The following is a 13281-nucleotide window of genomic DNA, read 5'->3' as shown; positions in this document are numbered from 1 at the left end:
TTCCGGCAGAGTGACGATCGCAGCCACCGCAGCGAACGCCGCTGGCAAGGATTTCGCATAGGAGTTCCCGAGCTGTGACCGCGACGATGCGACGCTGCCGAAAATTTGGACGCTGAGCCCGCGCCGCGATCTCGCGAACACGAGAACCGTGGAGGCTTCAGATGAACCAGCATGCCGTCGTCAGCAAATTCTCCCACGTCAAACCTGCCGATACCGAGTTCAAGGGCGGAGGTCTGCGCGACTTCTTCCTGTACCGCGATCTCGGCATTGCGGATGCCACCGGCGGGCAGGTGATCTGCCATCTGGTCAAGGCCAATCCCGAGTTGCCGCCGGAGCAGGGCACCGGCTGGCACAAGCACCTCTGCGATTTTCAGATCGTGATCATGACCAAGGGCTGGGCCCGCTTCATGTACGAGGACAAGGAGACGCTGGTCGAGGCCGGCGACGTCATCCATCAGCGCCCCGGCATCACGCATTATCTGTTCGATTACTCCAAGGATATGGAATACCTCGAGATCGTCAGCCCGGCCGACTTCAAGACCGTGGATGTCGAGCCGGCGACCGACAAGGTGCCGCCGGTCACGCCGTGGTCCTGATCGAACGGAGCCGGCACGATGTCATCAGCGGAAGAATTAACCTTTATCATCGGCCGCTGGGTGCGGCCGGTCATCATGGTTCTGTATGTGGTGCGCTGCCTCGGACTGATCGCCACATCTAGCCGTGAACAAGCGCGTACGACGCGCGATCAGTGATTCGGACGCGGTTCGTTCCGTCCGTGTTCCGGATCTTAAGGCGGTGAGCACGCGCGTCGCGTTTTGAAACAGGCGCGCGTGCGTCGTGCTGGATCGGTCCCTCGCGGCGATGTCGGCGCGAGCATGCGTCGCAGCTCTCCTCGCGGCAAAGGCGAGGCGCTTTGCTGCGAGGATGATCCAACGAGGGTTGCGGAAATCCGGCCTAGGCCAGGCCCGCCTGCTTCTCCCGCGGCATGCGCCAGGCGATGACGTTGGCCTCGAGCGCGCCGCCGGTCGTGTCATTGCGCCACTGGCCATCGACGAAACGGCAGGCGAACGGCAACTGATACGTTCCACTATGATCTTCACAAAGCACTTCCACGCGCTGGTGGGGCGAGGGTTCGCCATTGCCATCGAATTGCGCCAGCCGTTTTTCGCGCGTCGCCATGTGATCTGTCTCCACTGCCCAAGGTCGAGCCAAATAGGGGTCGAACCAAACAAGTTCCGAAGGCCCCCGTCCCCACGAGAAGTCCCCGTAATGGGTGAAGCACACCGCTTGAATGCGGTATCAGTGTGGTATGGCTGCCTTGCTTTCAGCGTCGTGAGCACAAAACTGTGAATGACACGCCCGGCCGGAGGATGATGGATGATCGCTCGTATCGCTCTCGCACTGTTCGTGCCGCTTGCATTCGGCATCGCTGCAAGCGCCCGCGCGCAGGACGTGCCCGGCATCGAGATCTGCACCGTGGAAAAAACCATGGAGCGTCGCACCAGCTGTCTGCAGAGCAATATCGATTTCCTGCAGAAGACCATCAGCAAGCTGACCTCGGATCATCAGCAGAAGCTCGACGCCGCCAATCGCCAGATCGCCAACCTGCAAGGCACGGTCGCGAGTTTGCAGAAGCTCGCTACGGATCTGCAGACCGCGCAGGGCAAGCTGGCCGATGATTTGAAGAAGAAGGCCGACGCACCGGCGGCAAAGGATGCTGCGCCTGCCGCGAAGGAGGGGACGAAGTAGCTCTCGTCATTGCGTGGAGCGAAGCGACGAAGCAATCCATCGCTCCTCATACGCGGGCCGATGGATTGCTTCGCTTCGCTCGCAATGACGGTGGAGAGCTAGTCGCTCACGCCACCCGGTACGTCTCCATCACGTCGCGGTCCGGCTCGTAGCCGAGCCCTTCGCCCTGCGGCACGGCGACGTGGCCGTTGGCGTCGACATCGATGCGGTCGCCCCACAGGCAGGCAGGGCGCTTCATGAAGAACACCTCGATCAGGCCCTCGTCGCGGATCGCCATCAGATGCAGGGTGGCGAGGAAGCCGGGTCCGAAATACGGCGAGTGCGGGATCACCTTGACGCCGAACTCGTCGGCGAGCACCGCCACCTTCAGGAATTCGGTGACGCCGCCGACCTTGATCACCGACGGCTGGGCGTGGCTCACCGCGCCGGCGCTCATCATCTGGCGGAATTGATGCACGGTGCAGGCGTTCTCGCCGGCCGCGATGTCGAGTCGGCCCTCCCGGCGCACGTCCGCCAGCGTGGCAAAATCCTCCGGCGGCCACACCGGCTCTTCCAGGAACAGCGGCGCGGCCTGCTTGCAGTCGCGCGCGAACTGGATTGCCGCCGGTCCATCCAGCGGGCAGTTCATGTCGACCATCAGCGGCACATCAGGACCGATCGCCTCGCGCGCGGCGGTGACGGCAGGAATCGTGGTCTCGTGCAGTTTGATCGCGGAATAGCCAAGCTTGATCGCCTTCTTGCATTCGCTGGCGATGTGTCCGGCATTGCCGATCCGCATCAGGCTGGCATAGGCCGGGATCGTCGTGCGCCGGGCGCCGCCGATCAGCTGATGCAGCGGCACGCCTTTCACCTTGCCGGCGAGATCCCACAGCGCGATGTCGAGCGCCGAGATCGCAAACATCGTGATGCCGTAGCGGCCGAACAGATGCAGGTTGCGCTGGATCTGCTCCATCACGGCGGGGATGCCGGAGGCATCGGGCACCTCGAGGCCGCGGGCCTGCGGCGCGATCATCTCGGTCACCGCCGCGCAGCTGGTCTTCGGGCAGACATAGGCAAAGGCATCGCCCCAGCCGGTGAGGCCGGCATCGGTCGACACCTCGACGATCACCATGTCGAGCGCCGAGATCGCCGATGCGCCCTGCCTGAAACTCGCGGGACCGGCGTCATAGGGGATGCGGATATGGTGAGCGCGGACGTCGGTGATTTTCATTGTTGTTGTCCTTCCGATCGCAGGACGGGCTTCGTGAATGTCGTGGCCCGTCATATTCGCCTGACGAACAGCTTCATTGCCCTTCGCCAGGTTCCAGCTAATCAAGTGTAGCGCATAACAAGTCTAGCGCGTGAATCGTGTCGAAGACGTGGATGCCCGGCAGCCGGCTACGCCAAGGCTTCGCCGGGCCCGGGTGCAGGCCTCGACGAAGCTTTGGCGAAGGCGGGCACGGGCCCGGGCATCACCAACGCCGGAATTTGCGCAGCGCGACGCCTACGAGCTCTTCTCGCCGCTCATGATGGGGCCGAAGCGCTCCCAGCTCTCGCCCTTGAACCGCATCATCTGCAGCTGCTCGATCGGGGCGTAATCGTCAGGGCTGGTCTTGATCCTGGTGCCCGGCAGATAGATGCCAATCTCGAAGTTCAGGCTGGCGGCCTGCTTCATCAGGTTCTCGCGGGTGAGGTTGTCGCCGCACTGTCGCAGCACCTGCTCCAGCCCCTTGGCGACGCCGTAGCCGAACACGGTCGCGGCATCGTCGAGGTCGCCTTCGGGGTACCATTTGGTCATGAAGGCGCGCCACTCGGTCATCGCCGCATCGTTCTTCCACTCGGCGTCCTTGGGATCCTTGAGATAGGCGGTCGACAGCACGCCTTGGCTCGCCTCGTAGCCGGCCGGCTTCATCACGCCGCCGATCGAGCCCGAGACGTTGGTCAAAAATTGCACCGGATGCCAGTTGAGCTCGGCGGCCTTCTTGATCGCCTGCGCCGCGAATTTCGGCGTCGAGATGTTGACGAAGATGTCGGGATTGGCGCCCTTGATCTGCACGATCTGCGAATCCACCGTCGGCGACGCGGTCTCGTAGGAAGATTCGACGACGATCAGCTTCTTGGCCTGATCGCCCAGCCCTTCGTGCAGGCCGATCAAATAATCCTTGCCGAAGTCGTCGTTCTGGTAGAGCACGCCGATGGTCTTGCCCGGATAATTCTGCAGGATGTATTTGGCATAGATCCGCGCCTCGACCTGGTAGCTCGGCTGCCAGCCCATGGTCCATGGAAAATTCTTCGGGTCGTTCCACTTCGCAGCCCCCGTGGAGACGAACAGCTGCGGCACCTTCTTGGAGTTCATGTACTTCTGGATCGCGGTGTTGCCGGGCGTGCCCAGCGGATTGAAGATCAACAGCACCTCGTCGCTCTCGACCAGCTTGCGGGCCTGCTCGACCATCTTCGGCGGCGAGTAGGCGTCGTCGTAGGAGATGAAGTTGATCTTGCGGCCGTTGATGCCGCCTTCGCTGTTGAGCTTGTTGAAATAGGCGGCTTCGGTCTTGCCGATGGTGGCATAGGCGGACGCCGGGCCGGAATAGGGCATGATGTTGCCGACCTTGATCTCGGTGTCGGTCGCGCCCGGATCGTATTTCTTCTGTGCGTTGGCGGCGCCTGCGACGGCAACCGTCACAAGGGCCGCAAGTGCTGCGGATAGGGCATAGCTCAGGCGTCGGTGATGCATCATTGTCCTCCCTGACAGTCTGGCCGCGGCTCAGTTTTGTTTATCGGGCAGCTTGTGAGCCATCGGATCGATGCGACAGCGAGTATGCACGATTGCGATCATGTTGCCAGCGACGGCGATGCGCTAGATTTCCGCGTAGCGGAACCGAAGTTTCAACGGCCGACCCGCAAGGGCGATCAAGCGCCGGACGCGGCCGCGTCGCATGATGCGCCTGCTTTGCAAGGGAAACGTTGTCCATGAACCCGGCCCAGAAGGCGCTCTGGTACATCGAAAGCCATCTCCGCGCGCCGCTGACGCTCGACGAGATCGCCGGCGTCGCCGGTGTGTCGCGCTTCCATCTGGTGCGCGCCTTCGCGGAGGCGACCGGATTTCCGGTGATGCGCTATGTGCGGGCGCGCCGCCTCAGCGAGGCCGCGCGCGAGCTCGCGGCCGGCGCGCCCGACATCCTCTCGCTCGCGCTGGATGTGGATTACGGCTCCCACGAAGCATTCACCCGCGCGTTCCGCGACCATTTCGGCGTCACGCCCGAGACGGTGCGCGCGACGACGTGCCTCGCCGCGCTCAAGCTCCAGGAGCCGATCACCATGATCTCGACCGCCCTCGATCACATCGATCCGCCGCGCAAGGCGACCGCCAACGCATTCCTCGTCGCCGGCATCGGCGAGCGCTACAATCTCGGCAATGGCGGCGGCGCCGGCATTCCGAACCAGTGGCAGGAGTTTCACCTCAAGCACGCCGAGATTCCGCGCCGGGTCGGCAATCTCGCCTATGGCGTCTGCTGCAACGGCGACGACGCCGGCAATTTCGATTACATCGCCGGCGTCGAGGTCGCCGATTTCTCCGACCTGCCGCGCGAATTCGCCCGCGTGCGGATTCCGGCGCAGACCTATCTGGTGTTCACGCACACCGACCACATTTCGACCATCCGCCGCACCGTCAACACCATCTGGAACCGCTGGCTGCCGCAATCCGGCATGAAGGTCGCCGACGCCCCGAGCTTCGAGCGCTACGACGACAAGTTCGATCCGGCCACGGGTAATGGCGGGCTGGAGATCTGGGTCCCGGTGGAGGGGTAGGGGCGTCGGCTGAATGCGATCAACCAACCCGTCATCCTGAGAGGGCGCGAGGAAATACAGCCGTCATTGCGAGGAGCGATAGCGACGAAGCAATCCATGCCGCCGCATATGCTGCGCGATGGATTGCTTCGCTTCGCTCGCAATGACGGAGGATAGAATTGCGTATAACCTCTCACCGTCATTCTGAGAGGGTGTGAAGCTTTGTCCTCATCTACCGTTGTCATCGCCCGGCCTGTGCGCAATTGCGCACATGGACCGGGCGATCCAGTACGCCGCGGCCTCTCGCTTCTATCACTGGCGTCTCTGGAATACTGGATCACCCGGTCAAGCCGGGTGATGACACCGAGCAAGCTGAGCAAACCAACCCGTCATCCCCGCGCAAAGGCTTCGCCTTTGTCGCTGGAGGTGCGAGCCTCTTCGGCGAGCCTCGAAGGGCCCGGCTGGTGGCCGTCGACCCTTCGAGGGCCGCTGAAGAAGCGGCCACCTCAGGGTGACGGGACTGACAGCGGCGCAACACATTCGATGTCGTCCCGACTTTCGCCGGGACGGCAAGTTGGGATCAATGCGCGAGATCCAACACCGTCATCCTGAGGTGCGAGCCTCTTCGGCGAGCCTCGAAGGATGAATCGGCCCGGCTGGTGGCCGTCGACCCTTCGAGGGCCGCTGAAGAAGCGGCCACCTCAGGGTGACGGGACTGACGGTGGCGTGCGTGAGCGAGGGCCGGCTTAATGCGACCGTGCCAGGCAGAACGCGACCACCTCTTCCAGCGCCGTCTTCATCGGCGAGGGCGGGAACAGCGCCAGCGCGTCGACCGCCATGGCGCCGTAGTGCTGGGCGCGGCTGATGGTGTCTTCCAGCGCGCGGTGCTTGGTCATCAGGCCGATGGCGTGGTCGAGGTCGCTCGCGCCGATCTCGCCGCGCTCCAGCGCGCGCACCCAGAACTTGCGCTCGGTGTCGTTGCCGCGGCGGAAGGCGAGCACCACCGGCAGGGTGATCTTGCCCTCGCGGAAATCGTCGCCGACATTCTTGCCGAGTTTTGCGGACTTGCCGCCATAGTCGAGCACGTCGTCGACCAGCTGGAAGGCGATGCCGAGATTCATGCCGACCGAGCGGCAGGCGGTCTGCTCGGCCTTCGGCCGGTTGGCAATGACAGGCCCGACCTCGCAGGCGGCCGCGAACAGCTCGGCGGTCTTGCCTCTGATGACGGCGAGGTATTCGTCCTCGGTGGTCGCGGTGTTCTTGGCGGCGGCGAGCTGCATCACCTCGCCCTCGGCGATGGTGGCGGCGGCGGCCGAGAGGATGTCGAGCGCGCGCAGCGAGCCGACCTCGACCATCATGCGGAAGGCCTGGCCGAGCAGGAAGTCGCCGACCAGCACGCTCGCCTCGTTGCCCCACAGCATCCGCGCCGAGAGCTTGCCGCGGCGCAGCTCGCTCTCGTCGACCACGTCGTCGTGCAGAAGGGTCGCGGTGTGCATGAACTCGACCGCGGCGGCGAGCTTGATATGGCCGTCGCCGGCATAGTCGGAGAGCTGGGCCATCGCCAGCGTCAGCATCGGGCGCAACCGCTTGCCGCCCGACGAGATCAGGTGGTTGGCGACCTCCGGGATCATGGTGACCTCGGAGCCGGTCCGCGAGAGGATGGCAGCGTTGACCCGCTCCATGTCGGCGGCGACCAGTCCCACCAGCCCGTCGATCGAAGCATTGGACGGGCTTTCGAAGGGTACAATAACCGCCACGCTGGTCTCCAATTTTGCCGAATTCGCACTATCCTCAGCTATAACAATAGAAACTGCGCGGTGAAGCGGCAAGGCCACGAAATTGTTGACATGTGTCGCAGCCGCAGCACAGCCAGAGGCTGGGCGGGCCAGAGGAGAACGAGTTTTGCGGGAATTGGTTCGGACCAACGACATGGTGCTGGTCTCCGCCGTCGGCGCGCTGCTCGACAGCGCTAACATCCATCATCTGGTGCTGGACCAGAACATGAGCGTCATCGAGGGCTCGCTCGGCGTGCTGCCGCGGCGGATCCTGGTGCACGAGGACGATGCCGGCCAGGCCCGCCAGCTGCTGACCGACGCCGGTCTCGGCCACGAATTGCGGGCCGATGACTAGGACGTTTTCCAGCGAAGTGGGCCCCGGCTCGCGTGAGGAAAACGCGTCAAAAAACGAGTCTCAGGCCGCCGTCACCGAGGACCGATTCCTCGGCGGGCAATTGCGCCTGCGGCAGCCGCGGACCGGCCACCGCGCCGGTCATGACGCGATCCTCTTGGCCGCGGCGACACCAGCGCGTCCGGGCGACCGCGTCGTCGATCTCGGTTCCGGCGTCGGCGCGGCCGGGTTTGCGGTGGCGCGGCGGGTCGGTGGGATCGATCTGGCCCTGGTCGAGATCGATGCTGCGCTGGCCGGGCTCGCCCGCGACAATGCCGCGGCGAATGCGATTGCCGCCGACGTGATCGTGCTCGACGTCGAGGCCGATGCCGCGGCCTTTGCCGCGGCCGGCCTCGGGCCCGATAGCGCCGACGTCGTGCTGATGAACCCGCCATTCAATGATCCCGCGCGGCATCGTGCGTCGCCGGATGCGGTCCGCGAGCGTGCGCATGTCGCGACCGCGACCACGCTGGCAAGCTGGGTCCATGTGGCGCGGCGGATTCTGAAGTCGAACGGCCGGCTTTCGATGATCTGGCGGGCTGACGGCATTGCCGAGGTGTTGGCCGCGCTCGCGCGCGGCTTCGGCAGCCTCGAGATCATCCCCCTTCACGGTGACGTGACGTCGCCGGCGATCCGAATCCTGGTGCAGGCCACCAAGGGCGGCCGGGCGCCGACGCGGCTCCATGCCGCACTGCTGCTCAATGAAGAGTCAGGCGTGCCCAATAAATGGGTAGAGGAGATCTTGGCTGGACGGGGAGGTTTGCCGTTGGCACGGCCATAAGCGGGCGGTTCGCCGCCCGCGTCGTGATGGGCGCGGGTTACTGCGGAGCCGTTTCCGACTGGCGTTCCGGCGTAGACGTGAAGCGGATTGCCGTGAGCAGTGTACCGATCAGAAAAATGAGCAGATAGATTTTCATGTCCCCTCTCCGCCGCGCATTGCAACCACCCAACGGCAAGAATGCAAAACGCGTTCCGCGTATTCCAATGACAGTGGCGTGATAAAAAGTGGTTAATTCGAGGTAAGCGCATGAGTGAACAAATAAGTGATCGGCAGCAGCTTTCGGGCGGCGTGCTGGAGCGTGTGCAAGCGATGCTTCCTGCGCGCTTCAGGCGCGGCGCGGCCGTCGTGCCGGTGGTGCGGCTGGCGGGCGTGATCGGCGCGGTAACGCCGCTGCGGCCCGGCATGACGCTATCCGGCGTCGCCAAGATGCTGGAGCGCGCCTTTGGTACGCGGAATGCCAAGGCGGTGGCGCTGGTGATCAATTCGCCCGGCGGCTCGCCGGTGCAGTCGCGGCAGATCTATCTGCGCATCCGCCAGCTTGCCGCCGAGAAGAAGCTGCCGGTGCTGGTGTTCGTCGAGGACGTGGCGGCGTCCGGCGGCTACATGATCGCCTGCGCGGGCGACGAGATCTATTGCGACCCGTCCTCGATCCTCGGCTCGATCGGCGTGGTCGGCGGCAGCTTTGGTTTCCAGGAGGCGATCAAGAAGATCGGGATCGAGCGGCGGCTCTATACCGCGGGCATCCACAAGGCGACGCTCGATCCATTCCTCCCGGAAAACCCCGATGACGTCGCGCGGCTGAAGGCGATCCAGCGCGAGATCCACGCCATCTTCATTGCGCTGGTCAAACAGAGTCGCGGCGGGCGGCTGAAGGGCGCCGAGGACGAGCTGTTCACCGGCGAATATTGGGCGGGCGAGACCGCTGTTGGCCTCGGACTCGCCGACGGCATCGGCGATCTGCGCTCGACGCTGCGCGCCCGCTATGGCGACAAGGTGCTGACGCCGGTGATTGCGCCGGCCAGCGGCATGCTGTCGGGTCTGCTCGGCCGGCGGGCGCCGGGGGCAGGGTCGCTGTCGGCGCTGGATGGCATCGCCGCCCTCCCTGACGATCTGATCTCGGCGCTGGAAACCCGGGCAATTTGGGCCAAATTCGGATTCTAACGCGGTTGTGAGCGCGCCATTTAGTCCCAAAGCGCGGTTGCGGCACGGTTACGGTTGCGCGAGAATACCGGTCATTGGGGGCCTGACCGACGTGAACGACAAGGATCGACCGATGCCGCCGCTGATTGCATTCGCAGGCGTTTTGGGAGGCCTGGCCGTGGTCCGCTGGGCCTACAGGACGGCCACTCGGATCAACCAGGAACTGGAAGAAGTCCGGCTTGCCCGCATGGAGCAGGCCGCCCGCGCAGGCGAAATCAAGACCCTGCGTCAGGACCCCGTGACCGGAGCCTACCGGCCGGTTTAGCTTCGCCGTCATTCCGGGGCGATGCGTTAGCATTGAACCCGGAATCTCGAGATTCCGGGTCTGGTCCTTCGGACCATCCCGGAATGACGCTTCAAATCCCCCATCGCCTTGATTCCATTGGCTGCCGCCGATACGGTCCCGCGCGCTTCAAAACCCCCTCGCGAGATCGATTCTGCCGATGGACGCCCTGCCTGACCACATGCGCCCGGAACGTTCGTTCCAGGGCTTCATCCTCGCTCTCCAGCGCTTCTGGGCCGAGCAGGGCTGCGTCATCCTGCAGCCCTACGACATGGAAATGGGCGCCGGCACCTTCCATCCCGCCACGACGCTGCGCGCGCTGGGGCCGAAACCGTGGAACGCGGCCTATGTGCAGCCGTCGCGGCGGCCCAAGGACGGCCGCTACGGCGAGAACCCGAACCGCCTGCAGCACTACTACCAGTTCCAGGTGATCATGAAGCCGTCGCCGCCGAGCCTGCAGGAGCTGTACCTGAAGTCGCTCGCCGCGATCGGCATCGATTCCGCGGTCCACGACATCCGCTTCGTCGAGGACGATTGGGAGAGCCCGACGCTCGGCGCCTGGGGGCTGGGCTGGGAGTGCTGGTGCGACGGCATGGAGGTGTCGCAGTTCACCTACTTCCAGCAGGTCGCCGGCGTCGAATGCGCTCCGGTGTCCGGCGAGCTCACCTACGGGCTGGAGCGCCTCGCGATGTATGTGCAGGGCGTCGACCGCGTCTATGACCTCAACTTCAACGGCCGCGAGGGCGCCGAGAAGGTGACCTATGGCGACGTGTTCCTGCAGGCCGAGCAGGAATATTCGCGGCACAATTTCGAACATGCCGACACCGCGATGCTGTTCGAGCAGTTCAGGATGGCCGAGGACGCCTGCCGAAAGTATCTCGCCGCCGGCTGGCGTGAAGGTGGCAACCAGAAGGAACATCTGATGGCCTTGCCGGCCTACGACCAGTGCATCAAGGCGAGCCACGTCTTCAACCTGCTCGATGCCCGCGGCGTCATCTCGGTGACGGAGCGGCAGAGCTACATCGCGCGCGTCCGCGATCTGGCGAAGGCCTGCGGCGAGGCGTGGATCCACACTGAAACGGGCAGGGCGGCCTGATGCCCGATCTTCTCCTCGAACTGTTCTCCGAAGAAATCCCCGCCCGCATGCAGGCGAAGGCGGCGGACGATCTGCGCCGCATGGTGACCGACAGACTGGTCGCCGAGGGCCTGGTCTATGAGGGCGCAAAGGCGTTCGCGACGCCGCGCCGCCTCGCGCTCACCGTGCACGGCATTCCCGCGCGCCAGCCCGACCTCAAGGACGAGCGCCGCGGCCCGCGCGTCGGCGGCCCCGAGCCCGCGATCCAGGGATTTCTGAAGGCCACCGGCCTCGCCTCCATCAGCGAGGCGAAGATCCAGCACGACAAGAAGGGCGATTTCTACATCGCGCTGATCGAAAAGCCCGGCCGCGCCGCGATCGACGTGATCGCCGAAATGCTGCCGGTGATCATCCGCACCTTCCCGTGGCCGAAATCGATGCGCTGGGGCGCGCGCTCGGCCAAATCCGGCGCGCTGGTCTGGGTGCGCCCGCTGCATGCGATCACCGCGACCTTCGGGCTCGAGACCGAGGAGCCGGATGTGGTGCCCTTCGAGGTCGACGGCATCAAGGCCGGCCAGACCACCTACGGCCATCGCTTCATGGCGCCCGGCGCGATCTCAGTGCGCCGCTTCGAGGACTATGAGGCCAAGCTGAAGGCGGCCAAGGTCATCCTCGATCAGCAGGCGCGCAAGGACATCATCCTCGAGGACGCCAAGGAACTGGCGTTCGCGCAGGGCCTGGAGCTGGTCGAGGACCAGGTGCTGCTCGACGAAGTCTCGGGCCTCGTCGAATGGCCGGTCGTGATGATGGGATCGTTCGAGAAGGAATTTCTGGCGATCCCGGACGAGGTGATCCGCGCCACCATCCGCAACAACCAAAAGTGCTTCGTGGTCAAGGATCCCAAGACGGGTAAGCTGACCAACAAGTTCGTTCTCACGGCTAACATCGAGGCGCCCGACGACGGCAAGACCATCATCGCCGGCAACGAGCGCGTGATCCGGCCGCGGTTGTCGGACGCGAAGTTTTTCTACGAGACCGATCTGAAGACCAAGCTCGAAGACCGGCTGCCGAAATTCGAGCAGATCGTGTTCCATGAGAAGCTCGGCACCCAGGCGGAGCGGATCAAGCGCATCGAACGCCTCGCCGCCGAGATCGCGCCGCTGGTCGGCGCCGACGTCGAAAAGACCAAGCGCGCCGCGCGGCTCGCGAAAGCGGATTTGCTGACCGAAGTCGTCGGCGAATTCCCCGAGCTGCAGGGCCTGATGGGCAAGTACTATGCGCTGGCGCAGGGCGAGGATGCATCGGTCGCCGCGGCGAGCGAGGAGCACTGGAAGCCGCAGGGGCCGACGGATCGCGTGCCGACGGATCCAGTGAGCGTCGCGGTGGCGCTGGCGGACAAGCTCGATACGCTGGCGGGCTTCTGGGCTATTGTCGAAGAGCCGACCGGGAGCAAGGACCCGTTTGCACTTCGTAGAGCGGCGCTTGGCGTCATAAGAACAATTCTTGAACGCGCACTGAGAGTGAACCTCGCCCCAGTGATCAAGCGACACTTGTGGAGTATTCTGGCTTTCCCTTCAGGTATGGAGCCTGCGCAGAATGCTGTGCGATTGGTTGCGGCAGTCCGCGGCAATGAGATGGCCTTTCGCGTCGTAGGTGTCCCGAACGGTGCACCGCAGCGGGTCATCGAGGAGCTAAAGGTTGATTTTGCAACGGAGCACATGAATCTAGTGGCGAGCAAGCTGCTCGCCTTCTTCGCCGACCGCCTAAAAGTTCAACTCCGCGATCAGGGCGCGCGTCACGATCTCGTCGATGCCGTGTTCTCGCTCGGCGGCCAAGACGATCTCCTGCTCGTGGTTCGCCGCGTCGAGGCGCTCGGAAAATTCCTCGACAGCGACGACGGCAAGAACCTGCTCGCGGGAACGAAGCGCGCCAGCAACATCCTCGCGATCGAGGAGAAGAAGGACAAGCGCACGTTTGATGGTGCGCCTGACGCCGCGCTCTACAAGCTCGACGAGGAAAAGGCGCTGGCTGCGGCAATCGACCAGGTCAAGAGCGAAGCCTCCGCCGCGGTCGCCAAGGAGGATTTCGCCGCCGCGATGAGTGCGATGGCGAAGCTGCGTCCTGCTGTCGACGCGTTCTTCGACAAGGTCAAGGTCAACGACGACGATCCCAAGGTGCGCGAGAACCGCCTGAAACTGCTCAACGAGATCCGGGCGGCGACGCGCGCGGTGGCGGATTTCTCGAAGATCGAGGGCTAGG

14 protein-coding genes are annotated in these 13281 nt (G+C 64.4%); 10 read left to right on the top strand and 4 right to left on the bottom strand.

Annotated elements, in window-relative coordinates; translation table 11 throughout:
- The first annotated feature begins 161 nt into the window (after nucleotides 1–161).
- Together XH93_RS31580 and XH93_RS31575 are read left to right on the top strand one after the other, a co-directional pair.
- Nucleotides 162–596 (top strand): cupin domain-containing protein, encoded by a 435-nt coding sequence (locus XH93_RS31580; protein WP_139485660.1) that lies wholly within the window; start codon nucleotides 162–164, stop codon nucleotides 594–596.
- A gap of 18 nt (nucleotides 597–614) precedes the next feature.
- Nucleotides 615–752 carry a hypothetical protein gene (locus XH93_RS31575; RefSeq protein ID WP_172627070.1) on the top strand — a complete coding sequence of 46 codons (138 nt, stop codon included), beginning with the start codon at nucleotides 615–617 and terminating at the stop codon, nucleotides 750–752.
- Between the two features lie 202 nt (nucleotides 753–954).
- Here the strand turns inward: XH93_RS31575 and XH93_RS31570 are convergent, their stop codons facing one another.
- Nucleotides 955–1179 carry a hypothetical protein gene (locus XH93_RS31570; RefSeq protein WP_139485661.1) on the bottom strand — a complete coding sequence of 75 codons (225 nt, stop codon included), beginning with the start codon at nucleotides 1177–1179 and terminating at the stop codon, nucleotides 955–957.
- A 198-nt stretch (nucleotides 1180–1377) separates the two neighbouring features.
- On the opposite strand from XH93_RS31570, the gene XH93_RS31565 reads away from it, so the two are divergent.
- On the top strand, nucleotides 1378–1749 hold the full coding sequence (locus XH93_RS31565) for a hypothetical protein (protein WP_194470450.1): 372 nt from the start codon (nucleotides 1378–1380) through the stop codon (nucleotides 1747–1749).
- A gap of 106 nt (nucleotides 1750–1855) precedes the next feature.
- On the opposite strand, the gene XH93_RS31560 is transcribed toward XH93_RS31565, so the two are convergent.
- Together XH93_RS31560 and XH93_RS31555 are read right to left on the bottom strand one after the other, a co-directional pair.
- Nucleotides 1856–2959: a mandelate racemase/muconate lactonizing enzyme family protein gene (locus tag XH93_RS31560; protein ID WP_194470449.1), complete on the bottom strand. Its 1104-nt coding sequence runs from the start codon at nucleotides 2957–2959 to the stop codon at nucleotides 1856–1858.
- 273 nt (nucleotides 2960–3232) lie between these two features.
- Nucleotides 3233–4465 carry an ABC transporter substrate-binding protein gene (locus tag XH93_RS31555; protein ID WP_194470448.1) on the bottom strand — a complete coding sequence of 411 codons (1233 nt, stop codon included), beginning with the start codon at nucleotides 4463–4465 and terminating at the stop codon, nucleotides 3233–3235.
- A 233-nt stretch (nucleotides 4466–4698) separates the two neighbouring features.
- On the opposite strand from XH93_RS31555, the gene XH93_RS31550 reads away from it, so the two are divergent.
- Nucleotides 4699–5538, top strand: coding sequence for an AraC family transcriptional regulator (locus XH93_RS31550; RefSeq protein ID WP_194470447.1), 840 nt, complete (start codon nucleotides 4699–4701; stop codon nucleotides 5536–5538).
- 725 nt (nucleotides 5539–6263) lie between these two features.
- On the opposite strand, the gene XH93_RS31545 is transcribed toward XH93_RS31550, so the two are convergent.
- On the bottom strand, nucleotides 6264–7274 hold the full coding sequence (locus XH93_RS31545; RefSeq protein WP_194470446.1) for a polyprenyl synthetase family protein: 1011 nt from the start codon (nucleotides 7272–7274) through the stop codon (nucleotides 6264–6266).
- Nucleotides 7275–7419: 145 nt separating this feature from the next.
- On the opposite strand from XH93_RS31545, the gene XH93_RS31540 reads away from it, so the two are divergent.
- From XH93_RS31540 to glyS, 6 genes are all read left to right on the top strand, one after another.
- Complete coding sequence (locus tag XH93_RS31540) at nucleotides 7420–7647, top strand: DUF2007 domain-containing protein (protein WP_139485667.1); 228 nt, start codon at nucleotides 7420–7422, stop codon at nucleotides 7645–7647.
- Nucleotides 7640–8464, top strand: coding sequence for a tRNA1(Val) (adenine(37)-N6)-methyltransferase (locus tag XH93_RS31535; RefSeq protein WP_194470445.1), 825 nt, complete (start codon nucleotides 7640–7642; stop codon nucleotides 8462–8464). The genes XH93_RS31540 and XH93_RS31535 overlap by 8 nt, the downstream gene beginning before the upstream one ends.
- A 246-nt stretch (nucleotides 8465–8710) precedes the next feature.
- Complete coding sequence (locus tag XH93_RS31530) at nucleotides 8711–9625, top strand: S49 family peptidase (RefSeq protein ID WP_194470444.1); 915 nt, start codon at nucleotides 8711–8713, stop codon at nucleotides 9623–9625.
- Between the two features lie 112 nt (nucleotides 9626–9737).
- Nucleotides 9738–9929 (top strand): hypothetical protein, encoded by a 192-nt coding sequence (locus XH93_RS31525; RefSeq protein WP_139485670.1) that lies wholly within the window; start codon nucleotides 9738–9740, stop codon nucleotides 9927–9929.
- 178 nt (nucleotides 9930–10107) lie between these two features.
- Nucleotides 10108–11043 (top strand): glycine--tRNA ligase subunit alpha, encoded by a 936-nt coding sequence (locus XH93_RS31520; RefSeq protein ID WP_194470443.1) that lies wholly within the window; start codon nucleotides 10108–10110, stop codon nucleotides 11041–11043.
- A complete protein-coding gene (glyS, locus tag XH93_RS31515) occupies nucleotides 11043–13280 on the top strand; it encodes a glycine--tRNA ligase subunit beta (RefSeq protein ID WP_194470442.1) in 2238 nt (745 codons plus the stop codon). Before XH93_RS31520 ends, glyS begins: the two co-directional genes overlap by 1 nt.
- The last annotated feature ends 1 nt before the right edge of the window (nucleotide 13281 follow it).

Source organism: Bradyrhizobium sp. CCBAU 51753 (assembly GCF_015291565.1).
GTDB classification, from domain to species: Bacteria; Pseudomonadota; Alphaproteobacteria; order Rhizobiales; family Xanthobacteraceae; genus Bradyrhizobium; species Bradyrhizobium ivorense.
This window is presented reverse-complemented; position numbering and strand designations above follow the sequence as displayed.

Bases quoted from the DNA above. Each gene is read 5' to 3' on its own strand.
- XH93_RS31580 (WP_139485660.1), top strand. From the start codon at position 162: ATGAACCAGCATGCCGTCGTCAGCAAATTCTCCCACGTCAAACCTGCC.
- XH93_RS31575 (WP_172627070.1), top strand. From the start codon at position 615: ATGTCATCAGCGGAAGAATTAACCTTTATCATCGGCCGCTGGGTGCGG.
- XH93_RS31570 (WP_139485661.1), bottom strand. From the start codon at position 1,179: ATGGCGACGCGCGAAAAACGGCTGGCGCAATTCGATGGCAATGGCGAA.
- XH93_RS31565 (WP_194470450.1), top strand. From the start codon at position 1,378: ATGATCGCTCGTATCGCTCTCGCACTGTTCGTGCCGCTTGCATTCGGC.
- XH93_RS31560 (WP_194470449.1), bottom strand. From the start codon at position 2,959: ATGAAAATCACCGACGTCCGCGCTCACCATATCCGCATCCCCTATGAC.
- XH93_RS31555 (WP_194470448.1), bottom strand. From the start codon at position 4,465: ATGATGCATCACCGACGCCTGAGCTATGCCCTATCCGCAGCACTTGCG.
- XH93_RS31550 (WP_194470447.1), top strand. From the start codon at position 4,699: ATGAACCCGGCCCAGAAGGCGCTCTGGTACATCGAAAGCCATCTCCGC.
- XH93_RS31535 (WP_194470445.1), top strand. From the start codon at position 7,640: ATGACTAGGACGTTTTCCAGCGAAGTGGGCCCCGGCTCGCGTGAGGAA.
- XH93_RS31530 (WP_194470444.1), top strand. From the start codon at position 8,711: ATGAGTGAACAAATAAGTGATCGGCAGCAGCTTTCGGGCGGCGTGCTG.
- XH93_RS31525 (WP_139485670.1), top strand. From the start codon at position 9,738: ATGCCGCCGCTGATTGCATTCGCAGGCGTTTTGGGAGGCCTGGCCGTG.
- XH93_RS31520 (WP_194470443.1), top strand. From the start codon at position 10,108: ATGGACGCCCTGCCTGACCACATGCGCCCGGAACGTTCGTTCCAGGGC.
- glyS (WP_194470442.1), top strand. From the start codon at position 11,043: ATGCCCGATCTTCTCCTCGAACTGTTCTCCGAAGAAATCCCCGCCCGC.